The following is a 22,809-nucleotide window of genomic DNA, read 5'->3' as shown; positions in this document are numbered from 1 at the left end:
GGTTGTGTACTAAAATCCGTTTCGCAAGTAACCAAACATGGTGTCTAAATATTGATCGAACGTTACGGCCTCTGGGTTCTCGGCGACGGATTGACCTGGTAACAGCACACTCAGGCTGCCATCCAGAATGGGGAGCATGGCTCCATAAACAGCTCCGGCGAGGAGGTGGGTGTACCCATCGGGATATCGTTCATGGGAAAACTCATCTAAAGTTTCCTGAGCCATAATTTGCAAACGGCGCAGTCCGCTTAAGATGTAAGGCTCAAGCGTAGGGTGCTGCCTCGAAAATGATACAAGCTGTCGCAGTTTTCCAATATGTTCTCCTGTCAGATGCAGCTTCATCAACTGGTGAAGAATGTCGAGTGGGGACATGTCCTCGTTTAAGCTTTTGATCCAATTCCCAATTTCGTCGGCGCCTTTAAAGATGAGAGCTGCTGAAGCTATCGCTTCCTCTTTACAGGAGTAGTGGTTGGCAAACGTTCTTCTGGAGTAACCGGCGCGTTGCACGACATCTTCGACGACGAAACCATCCATTCCCCTTTCCAGAGCAAGTGCGAAAGCTGCATCGGCAAGCGCATTTGCGGTTGCTTCTCTTTTGATATCGCGTAGGCTTTGTTTGTTCATCATGTAACGCTTAAGCGTTCACCCCTTTTCAAATAGAATGGAAGCTTTTTCAAAAATATTCCCTACTTATATTATTGCCCAATGGGCAATGATGCACAATGAGCAAGTTGTTACGAATTTGTGGCGTTGAGCTAAACGATTTGAGCGAGAGCTTACAAATAGGAAAGTGCAAAGCATAGTGTGGAATTTAAACAACAAAAATTTATCGTTTTACGATAATTTTATATTGACTTAAACAGGTAATGAAGATATTATTTTTGTAGTTAGCTTTGAGGAGGATTTTTATGAGACAGAAAGAATGATCAGCGTGGTAAAATTGATAATTGTTTTTTCCGATTTTTGTTTTGTTGTTGTGTATTTATTTTTATCCAGAGATGGGCAGATGATTTTTATTGGACTCAGCGAAGTTAAAGGAATTATACAAAACCGCTATTGCGTTTATATGGGTGACTGCGATCCTTTTTTTATAGCATTAGATTTAGTGTGGAAAATATGTTCGGATATTGGCTCCGATCAAGCCTTTACCGCTAAAAATGGGTATTGACTAGGAATCACAATGGCTAATGTTTCAATTTTAAAAAATGGAAAAGCTAAAGCTATAAAATTTTCAACTTTAGAAAAAATATGTGAAATTTTGGAGTGTCAACCTGGAGACATTTTAGAATATATGAATGATATTTAATTTTGTAGGCAAAGGAGAATGTATGTTGATTAACCAATATCGATTAGCTTCTATCCCAATTTTTTTGGGAATCATTTGTCTAGTTATCGGAATGATGGGGAAATCCGAAGTGGCTCCAGATGGTACACTAATAGAACCTTTGTTCTTTTTAATTCCATTTAGTTATCTATTATTTTTAAGTGGAATGATTATATTATTGTTGATGGTTGTCATTTCTATGATCAAAAAAATAAACATAATTTATAGAACAATAAAATAAAAAACAATTTCCTGATCAGAAAAGGAAATTGTTTTTTTATTTAACATGGCGGGAGATCTAGCTCGTAGGACAGTTGTAGAACGTTGACACTGTCGTGAAATGTTATATCCTTTGGTCATGGTGAGGAGAGAAATAAATTGAAATCAATGTTACAGCTACTGCATTTTGGCTACCATCAGGCGATGAGCTGCATATTTCCTGTTGCGATTTTTGGAACATTAGCTCTTTCTAACATCGTAGAAATACCTTTCATTCATCGTTATGATGCCATTCTACTTGTACTGCTTGGCGTGCAATACCTCATGTATCGCAGCGGATTAGAGACACGTGATGAAATCAAAGTAATCTGTATATTTCATATCATTGGTTTACTGCTTGAGATCTATAAGGTATGGATGGGCTCTTGGTCATACCCGGAGTTAGGGTATACAAAGTTGCTAGGTGTTCCGCTCTATAGCGGATTTATGTATGCAAGTGTTGCAAGCTTTATGTGTCAGGTTTGGCGGAGACTACGCATGGACATGACGGGCTGGCCTAGACTTACGTCATCGGCGCTGCTTGGAGGAGCCATCTATTTCAACTTTTTCACACATCATTTTATTCCTGATTTTCGCTGGTGGCTGACGGCGCTTGTATTTATTGTATTTTGGAAAACATGGATCATATTCCGAGTAAGAGCTATAACTTATCGAATGCCGTTAACCGTTTCATTTATTATTGTAGGTTTTTTTATTTGGTTAGCTGAAAATATAGCCACGTTTTTTAATGCTTGGAAATATCCTGATCAGAATCAAACCTGGCAGCTGGTCAGTTTCAGTAAGATTAGCTCATGGTTCCTTCTGGCAATCATTAGTGTCATTATCGTCGCACAGCTGAAACATGTAAAAGCGGAACGGACAAAAAACGATTCATCATTCAGCTAGGATTCATGTTCTTCTGGAAGAGCGCCAATTGCTTGGAGACTGACCATACTTTCGTTTAAACAGTTTAGAGAAATGAAACTCGTCATAAAATTGCAGCTGGGAAGAAATTTCCTTCACTGACAGGCTTGTTGTCTCCAGCGATACTTTGGCCGATTCTAGCTTTAAATTTTGCATATACTCGCTGGGGGATTGGCCTGTTAATGCGCGGAATCGCGAAAAAAAGGACGTTCGCGACAAGCCGCTGCGTTCGATGAGTTCTTCGACCCGAATACCTTTATCCATATTCCGATGGATATAGATTAATATATTGTTGAGTTCTGTTTGGCGCGAGGTCTGCCCTGACTCAAGTTCTCTAGCAAAGAGTACCAATAATTGTTGCAGGAAGATATTCGAAGAATAAGAGTAGCCGAAGGATTCTGCAATCAAAGTATCAATGATACGCTCGCACAGCAATACTGCCTCTGCAACTTTTCCGGTTGTTTCGACCTTGCTTACAGGGAGCTGCAGATTTCGAATGGCATCCAGGGAATTGAAATCAAGATAATAAAATTTCCAGTTATTATCCTGACACTTGTATTCGGAGGGAATTCCCTCCTGAACGAAAAAGAAAGTGCCTGCATGCAGCTCATAGCGGTCATTCCCTTGGGATAGGATGCCCTTACCTTCATAAGTAATAAAAAGACCGGGAACGACGAATCCTTCACTGGTTATAATGTTGTAGGCATCGTCAGCCTGCACTTTCCAAATCGAATTAAATTGAGGGAAGCTGATGGGTTCTTTTCCAAGTATATAAGGAATATTCATGTAGGTCATATTAATCAACTCCATACCATTGTTCTAATATACATTTAATTTCAGTAATCTCCGTAAAATCTATGTATAATATGTACAATTATACATGATGTGAATACATGTATCCATGGATGCATAGATGCTTTTCCTCTACACTTAGAACAAATACCGAGTAGAGGAGTGTAATTGAAATGAAGCTAAAAGTTGGAAGCCGTGAGTTGGAGATGGATGGAAAAGAGCTTACAAAGCTCAGAAGCTCTAATGATATTTTTCATGATGTTCAGGCGCTGCGCGATCGGATGGAGGAAGACGGTTATTTACTGATCCGCGGGTTTCATGATCGCGATAAGGTGTTGCAGGCTCGAACAAATATTTTGGAAAAGATGAAACAGATGGGAAAGCTAGATCGGGATACGCAATTAGAAGATGGCGTCATGGCAGACGGAAGCAAAACGATTTTTTTTGGAGGAACCAACGAGGATCTTCCTGCACTGCTTAATGTTTTGAATGGGGAGCACATCATGCGTTTCTTCGATGAATTTCTCGGAGAGCAATCACTGACTTATCACTACAAGTGGCTTCGTGCGGTAGGTAAAGGTGATTTCACAGGAGCGCACTATGACATTGTTTACATGGGAAGAGGTACCCCAAATGTCTATACCGTATGGTCTCCTCTTGGAGACGTTTCGTATGAAATGGGGGGACTTGCGATTTGCCTCGGCTCGCATCGATTTGAAAAGCTGAAGCAATCGTATGGATCCAAAGATTCGGATCGTGATGGTTTGGGACATTACACGGATGATCCGCTTGTTATTACGGAGAAGTTCGGTGGTCAGTGGGCGACAACTCAATTTCAGGCAGGGGATGTACTCATTTTCGGCATGTTTTTAATGCATTGCTCACTGGAGAATACAACCAATCAATACCGAATTAGTGTGGATGCGAGATACCAATCAGCGTTCGAGAAGGTTGACGAAAGATGGAGCGGCAAAAAGCCGAAGGGTCATTTTAAATAATTGTACTAGCCACCCATTGCGGTGGCTATTTTATTGATAGGAAGTGAAGCGTCTACTTAGAAATGATGATTGACTAAAGTATTAATTAGTTTTATGATTTGTAACAAAATTGAAATACGTGAAATTACTTCCATAATTAACTTCTACAAACAAAAAAACGATTAGACTAGAAAGGGCGGTCTGCAACAATGCTTAAATTGATGAGAAACAAGTATATTGTTGTTTTGATTGTTTCTATCGTTTTTATCATACTTTGGATCTATAAGCCGATTGAGACTACTCGTATCACAGTTGGCACGATTGAAAGCAAGGAGAGTAAAGGCGGAAATCATTTTATAAATATTATATATGCTGACCAAACTCGTACGGATAAAATTAAAGTTCCATTAACAACTTGGAATCTAATAAAGGCAGATATTGAATATTTTTTCGTTTATAAATTTAATTTAATACGCAAGCCTTATTTAGTAGATATTAGAGAGCACTAAAGTTATTGTTCTGACGAACTTGGCAAGATGATGTATGCCGTACGTTTATAACGATTATACATTCCTCTCTAGCAATGTCCCCAGTTGTTCTGCTAAGACATGATGGGGGACAGGCATTTCATTCATGAACCACCATTCCACTACTCCTACAAAAGAAGAAGCGACAAACCTCACAAGAAGATCTTCATTTAACCCCTCATTTTTCCCTTTCGTTACATCGATTTCATTCTTAAATTCTTCGATAAGAAATGCAAGAAAACGACCGTGAAAGTAAGGAGCACCTTTACTCGCTAACATCATGGAAAAAAATGAATAATGACGTTCAAAATATTCGGTCCAGATTAGAGTCGATTCGGTAAAATCCAATTCCGCAGCCGCTCTGCACGTTACCCTTAGCACGTCAATATGTTCTTCAATGAGTTTATCCAGCAGATCATATTTATCTAAATAATGAAGATAGATGGTCCCGCGGCTCACATTCGCCCTGTCGGAAAGATCCTGAATTGTAATATCATCAAAATTTTTTTCTGACATCAGATCTATAACCGCTTTTTTTAACGCATCCTGCGTTTTTTGTATTCTTCGATCCACTTTAGCCAATTTCAGGTCACCAAGCTCTCGTAAATAATTAACAAATATACAGAAGTTGTTCATTAATTAACAAATCACGTTCAGTTAACAATTGCAGATGTTTTGCATCTGTTTATAATTATAGACAAGTGTTCATTAATGAATCAATGATTATTATTACGTCATTGAAATTGGCCATACATTTTGCTCCGAAGCAATTGGAATTTATGTATTGACTTGGAGTTCACTCCATGGATTAAGCTTCTTTATACCATCTGTATTTCCTGATTATTGTTCATTAGTAGAAATCAAAACATTTTGCACCTGAGGAGGAATGAAATATCGAACGCCTATGGACGAAGTCGTTTATTCTCATGACTATAGGTAACCTGTTCTTATTTAACGCATTTTATATGCTGTATCCGACGCTACCGCTGTTCATCAAACAACTGGGAGGCAATGAATCGCAGGTGGGTCTAGCGATGGGTGCTTTTATGTTGTCTGCTGTTATTTTACGGCCGCTTGTTGGCGGGCTGCTAGACCGGTTCGGCAGGCGTCCGTTTATCATTTGGGGACTGATTCTCTTCATTCTAGCAATGTATTTGTATAACTGGGTCGGGGGAATTGCTGTTTTGCTGGGGCTCAGAATATTGCATGGCATGAGCTGGGCGGTATCTACAACCGCTACGATGACGGCGATTACAGATATGATCCCGTCCACCCGCCGTGGTGAGGGAATGGGGTGGTTTAGCACATCCATGACACTGGCTATGGCAATCGGCCCAATGTTCGGCATATGGGTTGCTCAGAATCGATCATACAGCGATTTGTTTTTAATCGCTGTGGTCCTCTCTGCAGGAGCACTGCTCCTGATGTTAGGTGCAAAAATGCCCTTCCAGCCTAAAGCTGGCACAAGAAAAATTGAACTATTCGAAAAATCGGTTTTGCCCGTTGCGGCCTCAGTCTTTTTTCTCTTTATTGCTTATGGCGGCATTACAACCTTTGTTCCGCTATTCGCTGAGTCGATTCAGGTTAATTCCGGCGCGTTTTTTCTAGCATTTGCTGCAACGCTTGCCCTTAGCCGTCCCATTTCGGGAAAACTATCTGATCGGTATGGAGAAATTTTTGTCATTGTTCCGGCACTTATAATTACGATTATTGCATTGATAGTATTAAGCCTCTCGAGCGGTTTGATGGGCGTACTACTATCGGCGATTTTATATGGTATTGGCTTCGGTTCCGCGCAGCCAGCTCTTCAAGCGGCTACGATCCGTTTGGCCCACCCGAATCGTATAGGAGTTGCAAACGCCTCTATCTCGACTGCTAATGACCTTGGTATTGGGTTAGGTGCAATCATGTTAGGCTCTGTCTCTCAGTATGCAAGCTATAAGGTGTTGTTCATCGTCAGTGCTTTGTCCGTCGCGATTTCCTTGATTCTTTTTACTCTTTTTGCGAAACGCTTGTTACAAAAGAAACCGTTTCTTCATGCAGAATCACTTCCTCTCAAATCAAACTAATCTTAAAATATCGACATTAATAATATGTATCAGAAACCACCCTTAAAGGTGGTTTTTTGCTTTTCTTAGCTACTAAATACCTGCCGTAATTTCGCCAGAATATCAAATACTGTTCTACGGTTGCATGCAATAAGCTTATTATAAGTTTGATCTTCCACTGTGTTCATGATTGCAAATTGAAAGTTCTAGTATTTTCCTATACAATAACAATGAGAACAATTCTCAGTGAATACACTTATATAAGGGTTTATTGCTAATAAGCAAAGAGTTATACACTTTGATCGCTGCGAGAGTAGAGAGAGGATTTGAATCGAAGCAAATGAACATTAATGACCATATCCAATTATGGGATCAGGCAATTGTAAGGGTTTTAGATGTTAGACAAAACACGTTAGAGCAAGGAAAATGCTTGCGAAAGTATACATTGCCCACCAGCACCTTTGTTTATATTGTTCGTGGCAGAGGTCGACTTTGGCTGGACGGAGATGTCCATTTTGCCGACAGGTTTTATGTGCTGCACGGAGGGAAAGGAGCTTGCTTGGAGATTGAAACAGAAACGGCAATTGAATACTATCTAGTTCTATATAAGGCTGTATTGCCGCAAAACTGTCTTTATGATTTTAAATTACTGATGCAAAATGATAATCCATTCGAGAAGCCATACAGCTATACTCCATTTGACGGGTTGGCACTCTTGGAATTTATACAAATGATGCATAGAGATTGGATTCAAGCAAACAAGCTGGACATGCTGCATGTTAGAGGGGTATTTTATCAATTTGTACATAGGCTGTTTCGTCAAATGCTGCAAAGCCCTGAGGCGATCAGTCAAAATAATCTAGCAGAGCAAGTATTGCGTTTTTTATCCGATAGATATCAAGAGCCGAAATCAATGGAATCATTATCTTTGGAGCTCAATTACAGTCCACAGTATCTTACGCGCAAATTTAAAGAGCAGACAGGATTCAGTCCGATTGAATATGTCATTAAATTGAGAATAGAGAAAGCACAATTTTTATTGCTTACGACAGATGCTACTTTACAAGAGATCGCACTGAATGTGGGATATTCAGATTTGTTCTATTTCAATCGTATTTTCAAAAAATATGCAGGTATTGCACCAGGTAAATTTCGAAATAAACATCTGTCCGATCAAGGACAGGGTTCTAATCATACAAAAAAAACGTTAAAAAACTCCATTGTTAATCAAACCTCTCAAAACTATATTTATAATGAGAATGAAAAACATTCTCAATTCATAAGAGAAGAGGATTACACAATGAACAAAGGCTCCAAAACGGTAATGCTGTCCACAGTATGGCTCTGTTTTGCTATTATGGTTAGTGCGTGCTCAGCAGCGACTAACACCCCGAGAAACGCGAGCTCGGGCAATATGACAGGAACAGAGAAAACATCAGACAATCAGTCTGCCAATACTTCTACAACTGCTGCGCAGTTAAATGAAACAAAAATAGTAGCTACCCATTTTGGTGATGTGGAAATTCCAATAAATCCGAAGCGAGTAGCATCTATTGACTATTTGGGCACTGTAATTGCTCTTGGCGTTGAACCGATCGGTTCCAATAATGTGCTGCTGAATAGCCCGTATTTAAAGGGGCATTTGGAAGGTGTGGAAGATGTCGGTGACTCGATAGAGAAGCTCCTTTCTATAGAGCCGGATATTATTATTACACATACGACCAAGCCAGAGGTTTATGAGAAATATAGTGAGATTGCACCGACGGTGTCTATCGCCTCTAATACCTTCAATAGTGTTCATGAAGAATTAACCTATTTTGGAGAAGTATTAGGCAAAGAAGATGAGGCGGCTGAATGGTTGAAACAATATGATCTCCATACAGCTGAAGCGAAGGAGAAAATTGCAGGGCTTTTACCAGAAGGTTCTACATTTTCAGTATTCCAGGAGTATGATGGACAAGTTTTCGCATTCGGCCCCAAATCAGGTCGTGGAGGCAGAAATATTTATCAGATGCTGGGCCTTGCTGCTCCAACTGCAATCCCTGAAAATATATTAGCTAATACTTACTCGAAAATATCAATAGAGAAACTGCCGGAGTATGCAGGGGACTATATCGTCCTAACAACCGAGTCATCGCTGGAAGAGCTCAAAAAAGATCCAATATGGGGTTCTCTGGAAGCGGTACGGGAAGAACGAATTTTCCTTTGGAATGAAGAACGTTCATGGTATCGTGATCCTATCGCTCTCCTCGCACAAACGAAGGAGTTGGCTGACTGGATTGTTGGTCTATCGAAGCTTAAGTAATTTTGTTATAGGAAATACGTGTATATTTGGCAATCATTCAATATTTTTACACAAAGTATTTAATACCGCTGATATGAAATTGGATGCATGAACACAGATAGAAACAAGGTCAAGCATGGTGTGTACTCACCGTACTTGACCTTTTTTTTCCATAAGCCGTTATTTCACCAGCTCCAAAAACTTGCTTGCCGCATTGGATAGCGGCATATTGTGCATGATCATAAAGCCTACTTGTGATGGAGGCATCTGAATATCCAATTGAATCTCAAAGAGAGAACCTTCTTCCAGTTCTTTGGCAATAAATTCTTTAGTCACATAAGAAATACCAAGGCCTTTCCGCGCGAATTCGATGAGCAGATCAACGCTTCCTACCTCAATTTCTGGCTTGATTTGATGCCCATAATTTTGGAATAGTTCGGTAATCGCCATTCGTACACGACTGTTTCGAGAGAACAGGATAATTGGATACTGGAGCAGCACTTCTAGTGAGAGCACCTTGTCCTTAAGCTCAGCATATCTTGCTCCTGCTACAAAACAATCCTGCAGCTGAATGCCCTTCATAACCTCTAGCTGCGAATCGACGATGGGCATACGAACGACGCCCAAATCGATTTTGCCTTCCTTCAGAAAAGCGATGGTTTCTGGTGTCGTTCCATGATTCAGATGCAGCTTGATACCGGGATATTTTTCGTGATAGGTTTCCAAATAAGGCAGCAAATAATGCTTGAACAACGAATCACTTCCACCGATCCGCAGCTCACCGCTGTCCAAATTTTTAAGAGCCGCCATCTTTTCTTCGGCTAGCGAGATGAGAATTTGAGATTTCTCAATATAGGAATAAAGGATTTCACCCTCTTGCGTCAGAGCAACACCCTTAGAATTCCGATAAAACAAAATGATGCCTAAGCTGTCTTCCAACTGCTTGATGGCATGGCTAACGCTCGGCTGCGTGATATACAACGATTTTGCGGCTTGGGATAAGCTTCCCTTCTTCGCCGTCCAGTAAAAAACTTTGTATAGCTCATAATTGATCATAGACAGTATCTATAGCTCCTGTGAAAAATATGAATTACTTGTATAGGTCATATTCGTATTATAGTGGAATTAGGAAATAGAAACCAGTACTAACTACAAAGCACTGCTGGAAGGAGTAAGAACATGGAGGCTACCACATTTGTTTTGTTTGGAGCGACAGGGGATTTAGCAAAGAGAAAAATTTACCCTGCTTTGTATAATTTATTTATTGATCAAAAGCTGCCGGAGTTCTTCTCCGTGGTCGGCCTCGGAAGAAGAGAGCTATCCGATAAAACCTTTCAGGACAATGTCGAACAATCTCTTCGTATGTTTTCCAGGCGTGAAGCAAATGATCCAGAATTGATTCAAAAATTTTTGCGTACATTCCGCTATAGTGTTTTGGATGTTGGCCGCAAAGAAGATTACCATAAGCTTCTTCATCTTATTGAGAAACGGGAAGAAGAGCTGCGCGTTGCACCCAATCGCTTGTTTTACTTGTCGGTTGGACCTGAATTTTTTGAACCGATTGCAGCTAACATTCATGAAAGCGGGCTTGGTTCCGCTAATGGCTGGAAGCGGCTTGTAATCGAGAAGCCATTTGGTCATGATTTGCAGTCTGCTCGAGAATTGAATGAAAACCTGAGCAAATCGTTTGCGGAAGAAGAAGTTTTCCGTATTGATCATTATCTTGGCAAGCCGATGGTTCAAAAGCTTGAGGTTCTGCAGCAAAGCAATCCAGTCCTTCAAGCACTTTGGGACAAACGCTACATTGCCAACGTTCAAATTACGGCAAACGAAATTGTAGGCGTGGAAGAAAGAGCTGGCTATTATGATCATGTTGGTGCAATCAGAGACATGTTCCAGAACCATATGCTTCAATTGCTCATGATGTTGACCATTCACCTTCCGAACAACAGCACCTCAGAAAATGTCCGTTTCAAAAAGAAACTGGTCATGGAATCACTGGAGCTGCTGCAAAAAGCAGATGTCAACACCCAAGTGATAAGAGGACAATATGGAGAAGGAGAGATTCAAGGGGAATCGGTGGTCGGTTATACCTCCGAACCAAACATTGCTGCAAACTCCATGAACGACACTTTTATTGCAGCTAAACTGCAAATTGACGATTACTTCTGGCGGGGCGTTCCTTTCTATATCCGTACAGGCAAAAGAATGAAGGACAAATCAACAAGAATTGTGATCGAGTTCAAAGAACCAATAAAGCAAGCTGCAACAAACGATGATAGCAAAATGCCTAATCTGCTTGTATTTGAGATCAGTCCTGACGAGAGCATTAGATTGCAATTAAATACGAGAGACCCTGAGCACAAGGGTGAATTCAAGCCCATGAATATCGATTTTCATGCGACGAGAGACAATGTGCCAGAAGCTTATGAGAATTTGATTCACGATGCTTTGCACGGCGACTCTACATTTTTCGCGCATTGGGACGAAGTCGAATTGTCATGGAAATGGGTTCAACCCATTTTGGAAGCTTATGAAGAAAACTTAGTTCCGCTGCATCGTTATGCAGCTGGCACATACGGTCCGGTTGAGTCTGATATGCTGCTTGCACAAGACGGCTTCCATTGGTGGTTCGATGAGAAGACCGAACAAGAAATCGAAACCATAAAAGGAGAACAATATGCTTAATACAAAAACAATTGAACAACTATCTATTGATACTATCCGTACACTGTCTATCGATGCTATAAACGCTGCAAATTCCGGACATCCGGGGCTTCCAATGGGAGCTGCGCCTATGGCGTACTCACTTTGGGGCAACCACCTTAATCACAATCCGAGCCATTCAAAATGGTTCAACCGTGACCGTTTTGTCTTGTCCGCGGGTCATGGCTCAGCTTTGCTTTACAGCCTGCTGCATTTATCCGGCTATAACGTATCGCTCGAGGACTTGAAGCAGTTCCGTAAGCTGAACAGCAAAACGCCTGGACATCCTGAGTATGGCCATACAGATGGTGTTGATGCAACAACAGGGCCACTAGGACAAGGACTTGCGATGGCTGTAGGTATGGCAATGGCCGAAGCTCACCTAGCATCAAAATTTAATCAAAACGGATACCCGGTTGTTGATCATTACACGTATGCACTTGTCGGAGACGGCTGCTTAATGGAAGGAATTTCTTACGAGGCGATGTCTATGGCTGGACATATGAAACTCGATAAACTCGTTGTATTGTACGATTCCAACGATATTTCCTTAGACGGCGACCTCAATCTTTCTTTCGGGGAAAACATGCAGAAGAGAGCGGAATCTGCTAATTGGCACTACATGCGTGTTGAAGATGGCAATGATATCGAACAAATATCAAATGCGATCGAGGCAGCAAAGAGCAATGAAGAGCAGCCGACCATTATCGAAGTTCGTACGGTTATCGGATACGGAAGCAAGGCAGCGGGAACGAATAAAGTGCACGGCAATCCACTAGGCAAAGAAGAGGCAAAAGCGACAAAAGCGGTTTACGGTTGGGATCATGAGGAAGAATTTACCGTTCCAGCAGAAGTTCAAGCTCACTTTGCACAGTTGAAACAAAAAGGCGAAGCAAAAGAAGCAGCGTGGAATCAGCTAATGGCTGCTTATAAAGAACAGCATCCGGCGCTTGGTACGGAACTTGAGCAAGTCATTGAAGGTTCTGTTGTTATCGATGCTGCAGATCTTCTTACTTTCGATGCTTCCAAAACGGTATCTACACGTGTAGCGAGCGGTCAAGCGATCAATCATTACCTTAAAACGGTGCCTTCAATTTTTGGCGGTAGCGCAGACTTGTCCCATTCAACGATGACTGATATTAACGGCGAAAAAACCTTTGCTGTTGAATCTTATGCAGGACGAAATATTTACTTCGGCGTTCGTGAGCATGCTATGGGGGCTGCTGGAAATGGTATGGCATTGCACGGCGGCGTAAAACCGTTTGTAAGTACATTCTTCGTATTCAGCGACTATCTGCGTCCGTCCATTCGGTTGGCTGCACTGCAGAAGCTTCCTGTCATTTACGTATTTACACATGATTCGATCGCTGTTGGCGAAGATGGACCTACTCATGAGCCCGTTGAGCATTTGACAGCATTGCGCACGATTCCTGGGCTTACAGTTATCCGTCCAACTGATGCCAATGAAACGGCTAATGCTTGGGCTTATGCTTTGCAGCAAAATGAAGGACCAGTAGCTTTAGTACTAAGCAGACAAAACTTGCCTATATATGAAGAAACTAAAGGCAATGTCGCTGCGGTTGCCAGCGGTGGTTATGTTCTAACGGAGACAAACGACAAGCCTGACATTATTCTAATCGGTACCGGTTCTGAGGTTTCTCTGGCAGTTGGCGCAAAAACTGAACTTGAGAAGGAAAATATTTCAGTTCGTGTAGTAGCTATGCCAAGCCGTGAATTGTTCAACCGTCAATCGGCAGAATATAAGCAATCAGTGCTGCCTGCATCTGTTACGAAACGCTTAGCTATTGAAGCTGGCATTTCGTTAGGCTGGGATAGTTATACAGGACCAAGCGGCAGCGTATTGTCCATCGATACGTTTGGCGCTTCTGGACCCGGTAGTGAAGTTTTAGAGTTTTTCGGATTTTCGGTAGATAACGTGGTTCGAATGGCGAAAGAATTACGCTAAGCAATGCATGAAGACAATAAAAATTTAATAATAAAAAACGGAGGTTTTAATTATGAAATTTTTCATCGACACTGCGAATTTGGTAGATATCAAAAAAGCTTATAAAATCGGTGTATTGTCTGGTGTTACGACGAATCCATCTTTGGTTGCCAAAGAAGGCGTGAAATTCGAAGACCGCATAGCAGAAATTCTTCGCGAAGTGCCTGAGGTAGAATCGGTATCAGCAGAAGTGACGCCTGACGCAGAAACAGCTGAAGAAATGATCGCGCAGGCAAATGAACTGATCAAAATCAACAACAATGATAAAAACATTACAATTAAGCTTCCGATGACGCTAGCTGGTCTAGAAGCTTGCCGCTACTTGACCAAAAAAGGCGTGAAAACAAACGTAACATTGATTTTCACTGTGAACCAAGCGCTTTTGGCTGCTCGCGCTGGAGCGACTTATGTTTCTCCATTCCTCGGTCGTTTGGATGATATTTCGGAAGATGGTGTTCTGCTCGTCACGAAGATTGCTGAATTGTTCCGTACGCACAATCTGGATGCTCAAATCATCGCTGCATCTGTTCGCCACCCGGATCATGTTACTCGTGTAGCGATGGCTGGGGCACATATAGCAACGATTCCGTTCTCTGTAATCGAACAAATCTCCAAACATCCTCTAACGGATCAAGGCATGGAGAAGTTCGCAGCTGATTGGAAGAAAACGGCGCAGCAGTAATCTGCGGTTTCCAAACGTTAATCCATAAATGTTTATCTACAACAGGACAGTAATGACAGGGAGGCAGTTATCATGAAAAAACAACAAATTGGCGTGGTTGGTTTGGCCGTAATGGGTAAAAATCTAGCCTTGAATATAGAAAGCAAAGGTTTCTCGGTTGCCGTGTATAATCGTTCAGCAGAGAAAACAAATGAACTATTGGCGGAGGCACAAGGAAAAGATTTTGTCGGCGCATTCAGTGTGGAAGAATTCGTACAATCACTGGAATCGCCGCGTAAAATTCTTATCATGGTGAAAGCGGGTCAACCGACAGATGATACGATAAATCAGTTGGTGCCGTATCTGGACCAAGGAGATATTCTTATTGATGGCGGTAACGCCTATTTTCCAGATACACAGCGCAGAAACAAAGAACTTCAAGCATTAGGCTTCCGCTTTATCGGAGCCGGCGTTTCTGGCGGCGAAGAGGGTGCGCTTAACGGTCCAGCTATCATGCCAGGCGGTCAAAGAGACGCATACGAGCTTGTAGAGCCAATCTTGACAGCTATTTCAGCAAAAGTGAATGGTGATCCATGCAGCACTTATATCGGTGCTGACGGCGCTGGCCACTATGTCAAAATGGTACACAACGGCATCGAATACGGCGATATGCAGCTCATCGGCGAAGCGTACCACCTGCTCAAAGATGTGTTGAACCTGAACACTAGCCAGCTTCATGACATTTTTACGGAATGGAACAATGGCGAGCTGGATAGTTATTTGATCGAGATAACGGCAGATATTTTCAAGAAAATTGATCCGGAAACAGGCAAACCAATGGTTGATGTCATTCTCGATTCAGCAGGACAAAAAGGTACTGGCAAGTGGACTAGCCAAAGTGCATTGGATTTGGGTGTGCCATTGTCGATCATTACGGAATCCGTGTTCGCTCGCTTTATTTCCGCTATGAAAGAAGAACGTGTGGCTGCGAGCAAAAAATTAAACGGCCCAGCGGTATCCAGCTACGACGGTGATCCGCAGGAATTTATCGAAGCTGTTCGCAAAGCGCTGTACACAAGCAAAATCGCTTCCTACGCGCAAGGCTTTGCCCAAATGAGAGCTGCTTCTGACGCTTATAACTGGGATTTGAAATATGGCAGCATTGCGATGATCTTCCGCGGAGGATGTATTATCCGTGCAAGATTTTTGCAAAATATTAAGGATGCCTATGACCGCAATCCAGCTTTGAATAACCTATTGATGGATGAATACTTCAGCAATATTGTTGAGAACTATCAAGAGGCTTGGAGAAAAGTCATTTCCATCGCTGTAACTAGAGGCATTCCGGTTCCAGCATTCGCTTCCGCATTAGCGTATTATGACAGCTATCGTACAGAAAGACTTCCTGCTAATTTGCTGCAAGCGCAACGGGATTATTTTGGAGCACATACTTTCCAGCGCCTTGATAAAGAGGGAAGCTTCCACTTTCAATGGATGGAAAATAACGAATAACGATTAAAACCAACACAAACTCCTAGCAGATAATCATGAATTCATTTTTCATGTTATCTGTGTAGGAGTTTTTTTTGTTTCAGATGGCGAATGGAGACAGTGATTTTGGAGCGCGAAGGATAAAAGTTGTTTTTGACAGAAGGAAAATTATACAATGGAAGTAAGGAACTGCTTGAAGTAGCCATCCTCATATTGTAAATGAAGGGAAGAGTGCCGATGAACACACGAATGAAACAACTTGAGGATCGACTTTCCAACCAGCAACATAAGGATTTATTTCTGCAAACGATGCACACGCTGAAAGCGATTGACGATCTTGCTGATCAGCACAGACGCTTTCAATCCATGCAGGCCATTAGCGGCGTCAAAATCATAGGTACGGAAGAGGCGTTGTTTTACGAAACGCTGACACAGGTTAAAGAAGAGATTGTCTCTACGCTTGAGAAAACGGTGAAGGACCTGGAGCACAAAGGTGATAAAAACTATACTAAAAACTTCAAGGACGGCGTGGAGTAACCCATGCGCAGCCCAAAAAAAGTTGAGTAGAAGGAAAACTTCTGCTCAACTTTTTTGTGTTCATGGGAGGATACAAGCGTACAGTTTCTATTTTCTTTGTAAAAGGAACGATCTGTTATGCGCAACTTTCAATCCTATTACACGTCTGTAAATTATGGGATTATTTTGAATTAAGTGAAATTAGAATGAGATAAAGACTTTGCAATAGAATTATTCACGAATAGGAGACAAGATGAAGCCAAAACGGTCGAGAATACTTATTTACTCTGTATGTGTATGTCTGCTCCTATTTTATTTTGGAAATAGAAGCGGGTATGTTTTTAGTGAAAGTAAAGCACTGAAAGAGGCATATGCTCGTGCAGACGGAGAAGCGGTATATCAGCAAGCATTCGGAAAGGATAAACTAGTTATATGGAAAATGGAGGATATGGATTTTGTTAAGCTCGTTACGAAGAGATGGGGATTTCTATATCGCGTATCCGAGACCTCTCCATTAGCTCCAAGCGCTAACGAACCGAATACCATTCAACGAACATGGTCAGCTCAATTAAATGCTAACAAAATGTACGACATTATTTTTGCATTTTCTACGATTAACCCTGAGATAAAGCGAGTCATTATTAGCAATGATAATTTTAGCAATGTTGAAGAGGACAATTTGGAATTTATTAAGAGCGACTCAACGGTATATATTGAATTACCTGTACGAAATGGGTATGCAGTATCATATCTAGAAATTAATCCTAAGGACAATAGGGGATTTGTTTTTCGAGGCATGGATAACAATGGTCATTTGATCGCAGCAACTAGATAGCAATAAAAGGCTGCCATTGGCAGCCTTTTATTCACGGAACAATTGCATCATAATCGTTCAAGTCATTATTTTTTTAAGTGATAAGGTACTGTAGTGACGATCACATTTCTTCTATATAACAAGTGAGCACGAATCAATAAACTGGATTGGTTATGCAGCATATTGTGCCAACCTTTCTTTGGAATAAACTGTGGGATGATGACAGTAACTTTGTAATTTGATTCACTCGCCTTGCGCTGAACGGTATCAATAAATTTAGTTAATGGTTGAATGATGCTTCGATAAGGCGAATGTAAAGTAACGAGTCGCACATCAGGCTGCCACGTTTTCCATTTTTCTTCGAAAGTGAATTCATCCTCTCTTTCAAATGGAATATGAACCGCAATGATCTGGTGAGGTGACAGCGATTTGGCGTAATTCAATGAGTTCTCGACCACATGGGTAATACCAGCCACAGGAAGTATGATCACATTCCCCTCAATTGGAATAGCGGCCTCAGAGGTCGTAATTCGCAGTTGATCGGCTACAGATTCATAATGTTTTCTAATTCGGTGAAAGAGCAAAATGATAAGAGGAAGAAAAATTAATACGGACCACACCTGTGCGAATTTGGTTAAAAAGAACATCATGGTGACGATAAAGCTTATAACCGCACCTGTTGAGTTAATGATTAGCTTAGATATCCAGCCTTGCGGTTTTTCACGAATCCATTTTACCATCATACCCGTCTGCGAGAGTGTAAAGGGGATGAATACACCTACGGCATAAAGTGGGATGAGATGCTCAGTTCGGCCTTCAAATGCTATAATCAACAGGATTGAGAAAACGCCTAGAATAATAATGCCGTTGGAATAACCTAATCTGTCTCCTCTAATGGTAAACATTCGAGGGATAAATTTATCTTTGGCTAAGTTGACTGCCAGCAAGGGGAAAGCAGAATATCCTGTATTAGCAGCAAGGATCAGAATTAATGCAGTTGTTCCTTGAATAAAATAATACATAAAGTTCCGACCAAACGTATGTTCAGCAATGTCTGAAACAACGGTGACTTCTTCCCGGGGACTAATACCATAGTAATAAGCTAAAAATACGATTCCGGAAAATAATATGGCAAGCAGCGACCCCATCGCAATTAACGTTTTGGAAGCATTACTTGGAGACGGGCTTTTAAAGTTGGGTATTGCGTTCGAAATAGCTTCAACCCCTGTTAAAGCAGAACTTCCGGAGGAAAAAGCTTTCAGCAGCAGAAACAAACTAATTCCTGCCACTGGCGTTCCAATAGGTGTATGTAATTCTGGCGAGACATTGCCTAATAGAATGTTGTAAATGCCTACAATGATTAAAATGAATAAAGCCAAAACAAATAAATAAACCGGAAAGGCTAATATTGAAGCGGACTCCGTTACTCCCCTTAAATTCAAGATGGTTATAAATAATACAAAAATAATCGCAATGATCACATTATAAGGATGCAAGCTTGGGAAAGCAGATGTAATGGCATCTGTTCCGGCAGATACACTTACCGCTACCGTTAAGATATAGTCAACTAACAGTGAGCCTCCGGCTACTAACCCAGAGTATACACCTAGATTTTTTTTGGATACGACATAAGCGCCTCCGCCGTGAGGATATGCAAAAATAATCTGCCTATAGGATAAAATAAGTGCTAATAATAAAATCAATACACCAATGGCAATCGGTATGGAATACCAAAAAGCGGCGGCACTAACGGTGATTAAGACTAACAATATTTGCTCAGGACCATATGCCACAGAAGATAAGGCATCTGAAGAAAGAATGGCAAGAGCTTTTGTTTTATTCAGTTTTTGCTCGCCTAATTCCGTTGATTTTAATGGTCGTCCGATTAAAAACCTTTTTAATGAAGAGAACATTCGTTAGCCTCACCTCGCTTAATTTATTGTGTGTATATTACCCTGCAAATAAAATAAATAAACTTTATGAAATAAAACTGGAGCGACTTAACAATCGCATAATCATTCCTTCCCTTTTGAGCTTCATAAACATAGTATGGTACTTACAATTACACGGAATTTGTTCTTGGTTTAAATAATGATGAGTTGGCCAATTTTATTCTCCGCAATGGATCAAAAACAAATGAAATGGGATTTGATTTCATTTGATGTGAACAAGGGGGGGATATCGCTAACATTTACATTTTGTATTTTGAGGGGGATACATAATGATTGATGATCGCTTACTCGAATTGGAAAAAGAAATGGATTTGATAATAAAACAAATTATTTTTGATCTGTGGCCGAAGAAGAGGATTGATGAAGAACTATTCAATAAGCTTTATGAAAAATTAGGCTGTTATACAGCTTTGATAAAAGGATCAACTGTAATCAGCCGAACCGTGTCAGGGAAATTATTTTATTTATTCAGCACCATGATTGTTGAAGCTAAATATATGAAATTTGATAATAAGATAATGGGAAAGATATTTCGTCTAAGAATTTATATGTTGAATGTTTACGATGAGAATATTTTAGGATAAATCAGTAGCGAAGGTCATTTTGCAGGCTCAAGTGGTCGGAAGTATGGGATTGAGTGCAAGGGAGTGATTTAATGGGTGGTCAAATTGGGTTAGTAGGCATACTACTCGTTTTTGCTAGTTTATTTTTAAGAAAATGGATAGTTGGAACCACAAAAAAAGAAACTTCAGATAAGGGTAAAAAAGTGAGTATGTGGGGAATGATTATCGCAGCACTCATAGCAACAGCTATTATTATTTTTATTGATTTAGAAGGAAATGCTATGAAATAGTTTTGTATGGTGTTAATTTTTATCGTTGCGGGCTTTCAATCATTTGTAGATTGGAAGTTTCTCGAAGGTTCAAAAGAATATATAGTTACACTTCTCGTTTTAGTTATTGGTGTAACTTTATCTTATTTCATCGTCTAGTGTTTCGGATCGGCTTAGCTGTTAGAGAAGATGTACAAGCTGAAATACGAGAGGAGCACTTGACGCTACTAGTGCTTGATTCAAGAAACTGCGATCCCATTACGATGTTTCAGTGAGGCTAGGTATGATTGAATTACTCACCGCATCATATATGGACGTTATCGACATATGCTAAAACTTTTGAGGAAAGATATGTGTTGGTTCATATGACGGATGAATCCTTCGCTGGAGGTTCTGTGTGCAAGCGAACTTGACCTGTTGCGTATAGGGAAAGAGGAATCTACTTGTCGTAGTTTACTACTTAGAAAGCCAAGATGCATGAAAAATTGAAATCTCAAGTTATCATTCATTTGCCTGAAAAAGCTTTGTGTTTAATCATTTGCCTCACCGTCAGCGCATATCATCCGATGCCCAATTCGCTAACGAACTGTATCAACCTTATTATGCAGAAAATTACTCTTCTAAAGTTTTAACGAACCGTAACGTCGTTATTTCATGCTGTATAGGGTGTAATGCGTTATTTTACATGAAATAAGGTTTGTGGGGTTCGTAAAAATTTTTATTCATTAAAAAAGGTCTAAATAAGAGCTGCTAGGTTCGTAAGCGATTTATCTAAAATGATGTTTGCTGCGAACAAAGGTTTTGAAGGTCTAAATTGTAAGCAGTTTACGTGAATTTGGATAAACTACGATACATAATGAGTTTAAAAAGTAAAAATATTGCTTCAATACAAGGCAACGTTAAATAGGGGCTGCCTCAAACGTAGATAAATCTACTTTTGAGACAGCCTTTTACTGTATAAAACGAGAAAAGTGAAAGCGTAATGAGCTAATTATTGTCTTACGAGAGATAATAAGCGCATCTTCAGCGTACATCTGACCTTTTTAAGCCAATGTTTAGGGATTAAGAATGGATTTTCTTTTTCGACTAACGCTTCTTTTCTTCGTATTTTTCTGAATAAGTATCGGTAATGTTATTTTCTTAGTTGAGATTGTATCTATTCATAAACGAAGTAGACCAAGGGCAAGTCGGTATAAAGTAGTTATTGCTTTTAGGAGTAGAAAGAGGACAAGGAAAATGCTTCAATGTGGCTATTTATCGTAAACTTTATTACAAAGATATGACTTTATCCACCAATAGCTCTATCGAGTCATGCGTAAGCAAGCAAGTATAAAAGAAAATGATATTAAGGCAATCGATGCTTTTTGATGCTTTTGAAGCATTTGAAGCATTTGAAGCTCTAGGAGCTCTAGGAGCTTTAGGAACTCTAGGAGTTCTAGGAGCTTTAGGTGGTTTTGAAGTTTTTAAATGATTTGAAGCTTTTGTAGATTTTTAAAAGCTATCAAAGCTCACTAGTACCACCTTCATGTGAATCACCGAGCCCAACTCGGCAGATAAACCTGTGAAGGGGATTTTATCAAAATGTAATGTTACCACGACAAAAATGAGAGGAGCTAAACCTAAAATGGGTAGTTTAAAAAAGTATTCAGTAGGTGTTGCGGTTGTGTTGGTTTTGTTATTGTCTGCTTGCGGCGGAGGAACAACAGTAGAAGTGCCAAATAAGGACAACAGCGGTGAAGGTACAGAGAGCAGCGAGGCGGTGGCACTTTATAAGAAAAGGTGTATTTCTTGTCACGGCACGGAGCTGCAGGGAAGAGCCGGCCCTAATTTGCAGCAGGTCGGGGTCAAGCTGACAGAAGAGGAAATAGTGGATGTTGTTTCCAATGGTCGTAAGGGTATGCCAAAGTTCGAGAGCAGCTTAACGACGGAACAGATTCAAAGTTTGGCTGCATGGCTGGCTGAACATAAATAAATGCCAAAGAACCGTTAATCTATAGACTCAGCCTATAACATAGAAAACAAGGGTCTACTCTACAAGTCAAAGTGACTTATAGAGTAGACCTTTTTCCATCTCTTAACGTAGCTTTTCTGAACACATTTTTTCTTTCGAGTGTTTAGTTATATTCTTCAAGATAATTGGATGACCATTTTCTCGCCCAAACGATAAAGATTTTTAATGGGCTGCTTCGCACCAACCAGCAGAGGAGCGGTCACCGTATGATCCAATTGTTTTTTATTAAGTTTTTTGTTGCAGCTTCAAATGTGATGTATGCTTACGAAATGACATCCTCATGAGGTGTTGATACATATGATTTCGCCATCTTATCCTGAATTACGTTGTCTTCTTGAACAAGTTTTGCTCCATTCAGCATGAGATATAAGCCGCCTGACAGAAATAAGCCTCCTAAAATAATCCAATAAAGCATGTTTCATTTCTCCTTTCTGAATCTATTTCGTTAGTCCTATCATTATAAAAGGAAATGGTGCCTGAAAATAATAGCTCGAAGTAGTCATTTCCTTGCTAAATGTGTCCGATATGTTTCGTTCATGTGAGCAATGTACAAATCAATTTCAGTGTAGGAGTCAACATTGCATTTAACTTTTATCAATTTTACATAATGGGAGGATAGCTAAGCTGAATGTAGAATAGAGTAGCTATGAATTCCAGCGAGGGGTGGCGTCAATATAAAGAAGAATT

General features: G+C 40.5%; 23 protein-coding genes and 1 pseudogene. 18 read left to right on the top strand and 6 right to left on the bottom strand.

The genetic code is table 11. The annotated features are described in order from the left end of the window. Positions 1-9 precede the first annotated feature (9 nt). Positions 10-627 (bottom strand): TetR/AcrR family transcriptional regulator, encoded by a 618-nt coding sequence (locus AC1DPK_RS06455; RefSeq protein ID WP_441875031.1) that lies wholly within the window; start codon positions 625-627, stop codon positions 10-12. Between the two features lie 295 nt (positions 628-922). Between AC1DPK_RS06455 and AC1DPK_RS06450 the strand changes: the two genes are divergently transcribed. The 4 genes and pseudogenes from AC1DPK_RS06450 to AC1DPK_RS06435 all read left to right on the top strand — a co-directional run bounded on the left by AC1DPK_RS06450 (position 923) and on the right by AC1DPK_RS06435 (position 2,488). Further along, positions 923-1,168 carry a hypothetical protein gene (locus AC1DPK_RS06450; protein WP_477509703.1) on the top strand — a complete coding sequence of 82 codons (246 nt, stop codon included), beginning with the start codon at positions 923-925 and terminating at the stop codon, positions 1,166-1,168. Beyond that, positions 1,169-1,306 (top strand): annotated as a pseudogene (locus tag AC1DPK_RS06445) (helix-turn-helix domain-containing protein); the annotation flags it as partial. It abuts the gene before it with no gap. Beyond that, entirely contained in the window at positions 1,296-1,565 is a 270-nt protein-coding gene (locus AC1DPK_RS06440) for a DUF3955 domain-containing protein (protein WP_477509702.1), read from the top strand. The pseudogene AC1DPK_RS06445 and the gene AC1DPK_RS06440, both read left to right, overlap by 11 nt. A 146-nt stretch (positions 1,566-1,711) precedes the next feature. Further along, entirely contained in the window at positions 1,712-2,488 is a 777-nt protein-coding gene (locus tag AC1DPK_RS06435) for a DUF817 domain-containing protein (protein ID WP_477509827.1), read from the top strand. 3 nt (positions 2,489-2,491) lie between these two features. Here the strand turns inward: AC1DPK_RS06435 and AC1DPK_RS06430 are convergent, their stop codons facing one another. Beyond that, complete coding sequence (locus AC1DPK_RS06430; RefSeq protein ID WP_477509701.1) at positions 2,492-3,301, bottom strand: AraC family transcriptional regulator; 810 nt, start codon at positions 3,299-3,301, stop codon at positions 2,492-2,494. A 170-nt stretch (positions 3,302-3,471) separates the two neighbouring features. On the opposite strand from AC1DPK_RS06430, the gene AC1DPK_RS06425 reads away from it, so the two are divergent. After that, positions 3,472-4,296: a phytanoyl-CoA dioxygenase family protein gene (locus AC1DPK_RS06425; RefSeq protein ID WP_477509700.1), complete on the top strand. Its 825-nt coding sequence runs from the start codon at positions 3,472-3,474 to the stop codon at positions 4,294-4,296. Positions 4,297-4,484: 188 nt separating this feature from the next. Beyond that, the gene (locus tag AC1DPK_RS06420; protein ID WP_477509699.1) at positions 4,485-4,784 is read left to right on the top strand and encodes a hypothetical protein; all 300 of its coding nucleotides are present in this window, start codon (positions 4,485-4,487) and stop codon (positions 4,782-4,784) included. Positions 4,785-4,838: 54 nt separating this feature from the next. Here the strand turns inward: AC1DPK_RS06420 and AC1DPK_RS06415 are convergent, their stop codons facing one another. Further along, positions 4,839-5,384, bottom strand: a complete 546-nt coding sequence (locus AC1DPK_RS06415; RefSeq protein ID WP_076265608.1) for a TetR/AcrR family transcriptional regulator — start codon at positions 5,382-5,384, stop codon at positions 4,839-4,841. Positions 5,385-5,695: 311 nt separating this feature from the next. Between AC1DPK_RS06415 and AC1DPK_RS06410 the strand changes: the two genes are divergently transcribed. After that, on the top strand, positions 5,696-6,871 hold the full coding sequence (locus AC1DPK_RS06410) for an MFS transporter (RefSeq protein ID WP_477509826.1): 1,176 nt from the start codon (positions 5,696-5,698) through the stop codon (positions 6,869-6,871). A 277-nt stretch (positions 6,872-7,148) separates the two neighbouring features. After that, positions 7,149-9,155, top strand: a complete 2,007-nt coding sequence (locus AC1DPK_RS06405; protein ID WP_477509698.1) for an AraC family transcriptional regulator — start codon at positions 7,149-7,151, stop codon at positions 9,153-9,155. 159 nt (positions 9,156-9,314) lie between these two features. On the opposite strand, the gene AC1DPK_RS06400 is transcribed toward AC1DPK_RS06405, so the two are convergent. Then, positions 9,315-10,190: a LysR family transcriptional regulator gene (locus tag AC1DPK_RS06400; RefSeq protein ID WP_076265614.1), complete on the bottom strand. Its 876-nt coding sequence runs from the start codon at positions 10,188-10,190 to the stop codon at positions 9,315-9,317. 123 nt (positions 10,191-10,313) lie between these two features. Here AC1DPK_RS06400 and zwf point away from each other — a divergent pair, with 123 nt between their 5' ends. From zwf to AC1DPK_RS06370, 6 genes are all read left to right on the top strand, one after another. Then, positions 10,314-11,822 carry a glucose-6-phosphate dehydrogenase gene (gene zwf / locus AC1DPK_RS06395; protein WP_477509697.1) on the top strand — a complete coding sequence of 503 codons (1,509 nt, stop codon included), beginning with the start codon at positions 10,314-10,316 and terminating at the stop codon, positions 11,820-11,822. Then, entirely contained in the window at positions 11,815-13,806 is a 1,992-nt protein-coding gene (gene tkt / locus AC1DPK_RS06390; protein ID WP_477509696.1) for a transketolase, read from the top strand. Before zwf ends, tkt begins: the two co-directional genes overlap by 8 nt. 52 nt (positions 13,807-13,858) lie before the next feature. Further along, positions 13,859-14,527 carry a fructose-6-phosphate aldolase gene (gene fsa / locus AC1DPK_RS06385; protein WP_076265617.1) on the top strand — a complete coding sequence of 223 codons (669 nt, stop codon included), beginning with the start codon at positions 13,859-13,861 and terminating at the stop codon, positions 14,525-14,527. A gap of 72 nt (positions 14,528-14,599) precedes the next feature. Next, positions 14,600-16,018 (top strand): NADP-dependent phosphogluconate dehydrogenase, encoded by a 1,419-nt coding sequence (gndA, locus tag AC1DPK_RS06380; protein ID WP_339202987.1) that lies wholly within the window; start codon positions 14,600-14,602, stop codon positions 16,016-16,018. Positions 16,019-16,234: 216 nt separating this feature from the next. Further along, on the top strand, positions 16,235-16,534 hold the full coding sequence (locus tag AC1DPK_RS06375; RefSeq protein ID WP_076265619.1) for a hypothetical protein: 300 nt from the start codon (positions 16,235-16,237) through the stop codon (positions 16,532-16,534). A 232-nt stretch (positions 16,535-16,766) separates the two neighbouring features. Further along, complete coding sequence (locus tag AC1DPK_RS06370) at positions 16,767-17,348, top strand: hypothetical protein (protein WP_477509695.1); 582 nt, start codon at positions 16,767-16,769, stop codon at positions 17,346-17,348. 65 nt (positions 17,349-17,413) lie between these two features. On the opposite strand, the gene AC1DPK_RS06365 is transcribed toward AC1DPK_RS06370, so the two are convergent. Beyond that, positions 17,414-19,240, bottom strand: coding sequence for an APC family permease (locus AC1DPK_RS06365; RefSeq protein WP_477509694.1), 1,827 nt, complete (start codon positions 19,238-19,240; stop codon positions 17,414-17,416). A gap of 308 nt (positions 19,241-19,548) precedes the next feature. On the opposite strand from AC1DPK_RS06365, the gene AC1DPK_RS06360 reads away from it, so the two are divergent. The 4 genes from AC1DPK_RS06360 to AC1DPK_RS06345 all read left to right on the top strand — a co-directional run bounded on the left by AC1DPK_RS06360 (position 19,549) and on the right by AC1DPK_RS06345 (position 22,083). Next, positions 19,549-19,863, top strand: coding sequence for a hypothetical protein (locus AC1DPK_RS06360; RefSeq protein ID WP_477509693.1), 315 nt, complete (start codon positions 19,549-19,551; stop codon positions 19,861-19,863). A gap of 71 nt (positions 19,864-19,934) precedes the next feature. Further along, positions 19,935-20,132 (top strand): hypothetical protein, encoded by a 198-nt coding sequence (locus tag AC1DPK_RS06355; protein ID WP_477509692.1) that lies wholly within the window; start codon positions 19,935-19,937, stop codon positions 20,130-20,132. Between the two features lie 1,318 nt (positions 20,133-21,450). Next, a complete protein-coding gene (locus AC1DPK_RS06350) occupies positions 21,451-21,582 on the top strand; it encodes a hypothetical protein (RefSeq protein WP_477509691.1) in 132 nt (43 codons plus the stop codon). Between the two features lie 153 nt (positions 21,583-21,735). Continuing rightward, positions 21,736-22,083: a c-type cytochrome gene (locus tag AC1DPK_RS06345; protein WP_477509690.1), complete on the top strand. Its 348-nt coding sequence runs from the start codon at positions 21,736-21,738 to the stop codon at positions 22,081-22,083. A 301-nt stretch (positions 22,084-22,384) separates the two neighbouring features. Here the strand turns inward: AC1DPK_RS06345 and AC1DPK_RS06340 are convergent, their stop codons facing one another. Then, positions 22,385-22,537, bottom strand: coding sequence for a hypothetical protein (locus AC1DPK_RS06340; protein WP_441875077.1), 153 nt, complete (start codon positions 22,535-22,537; stop codon positions 22,385-22,387). Positions 22,538-22,809 lie beyond the last annotated feature (272 nt).

It is taken from the genome of Paenibacillus sp. 01T424 (assembly GCF_056398745.1).
This window is presented reverse-complemented; position numbering and strand designations above follow the sequence as displayed.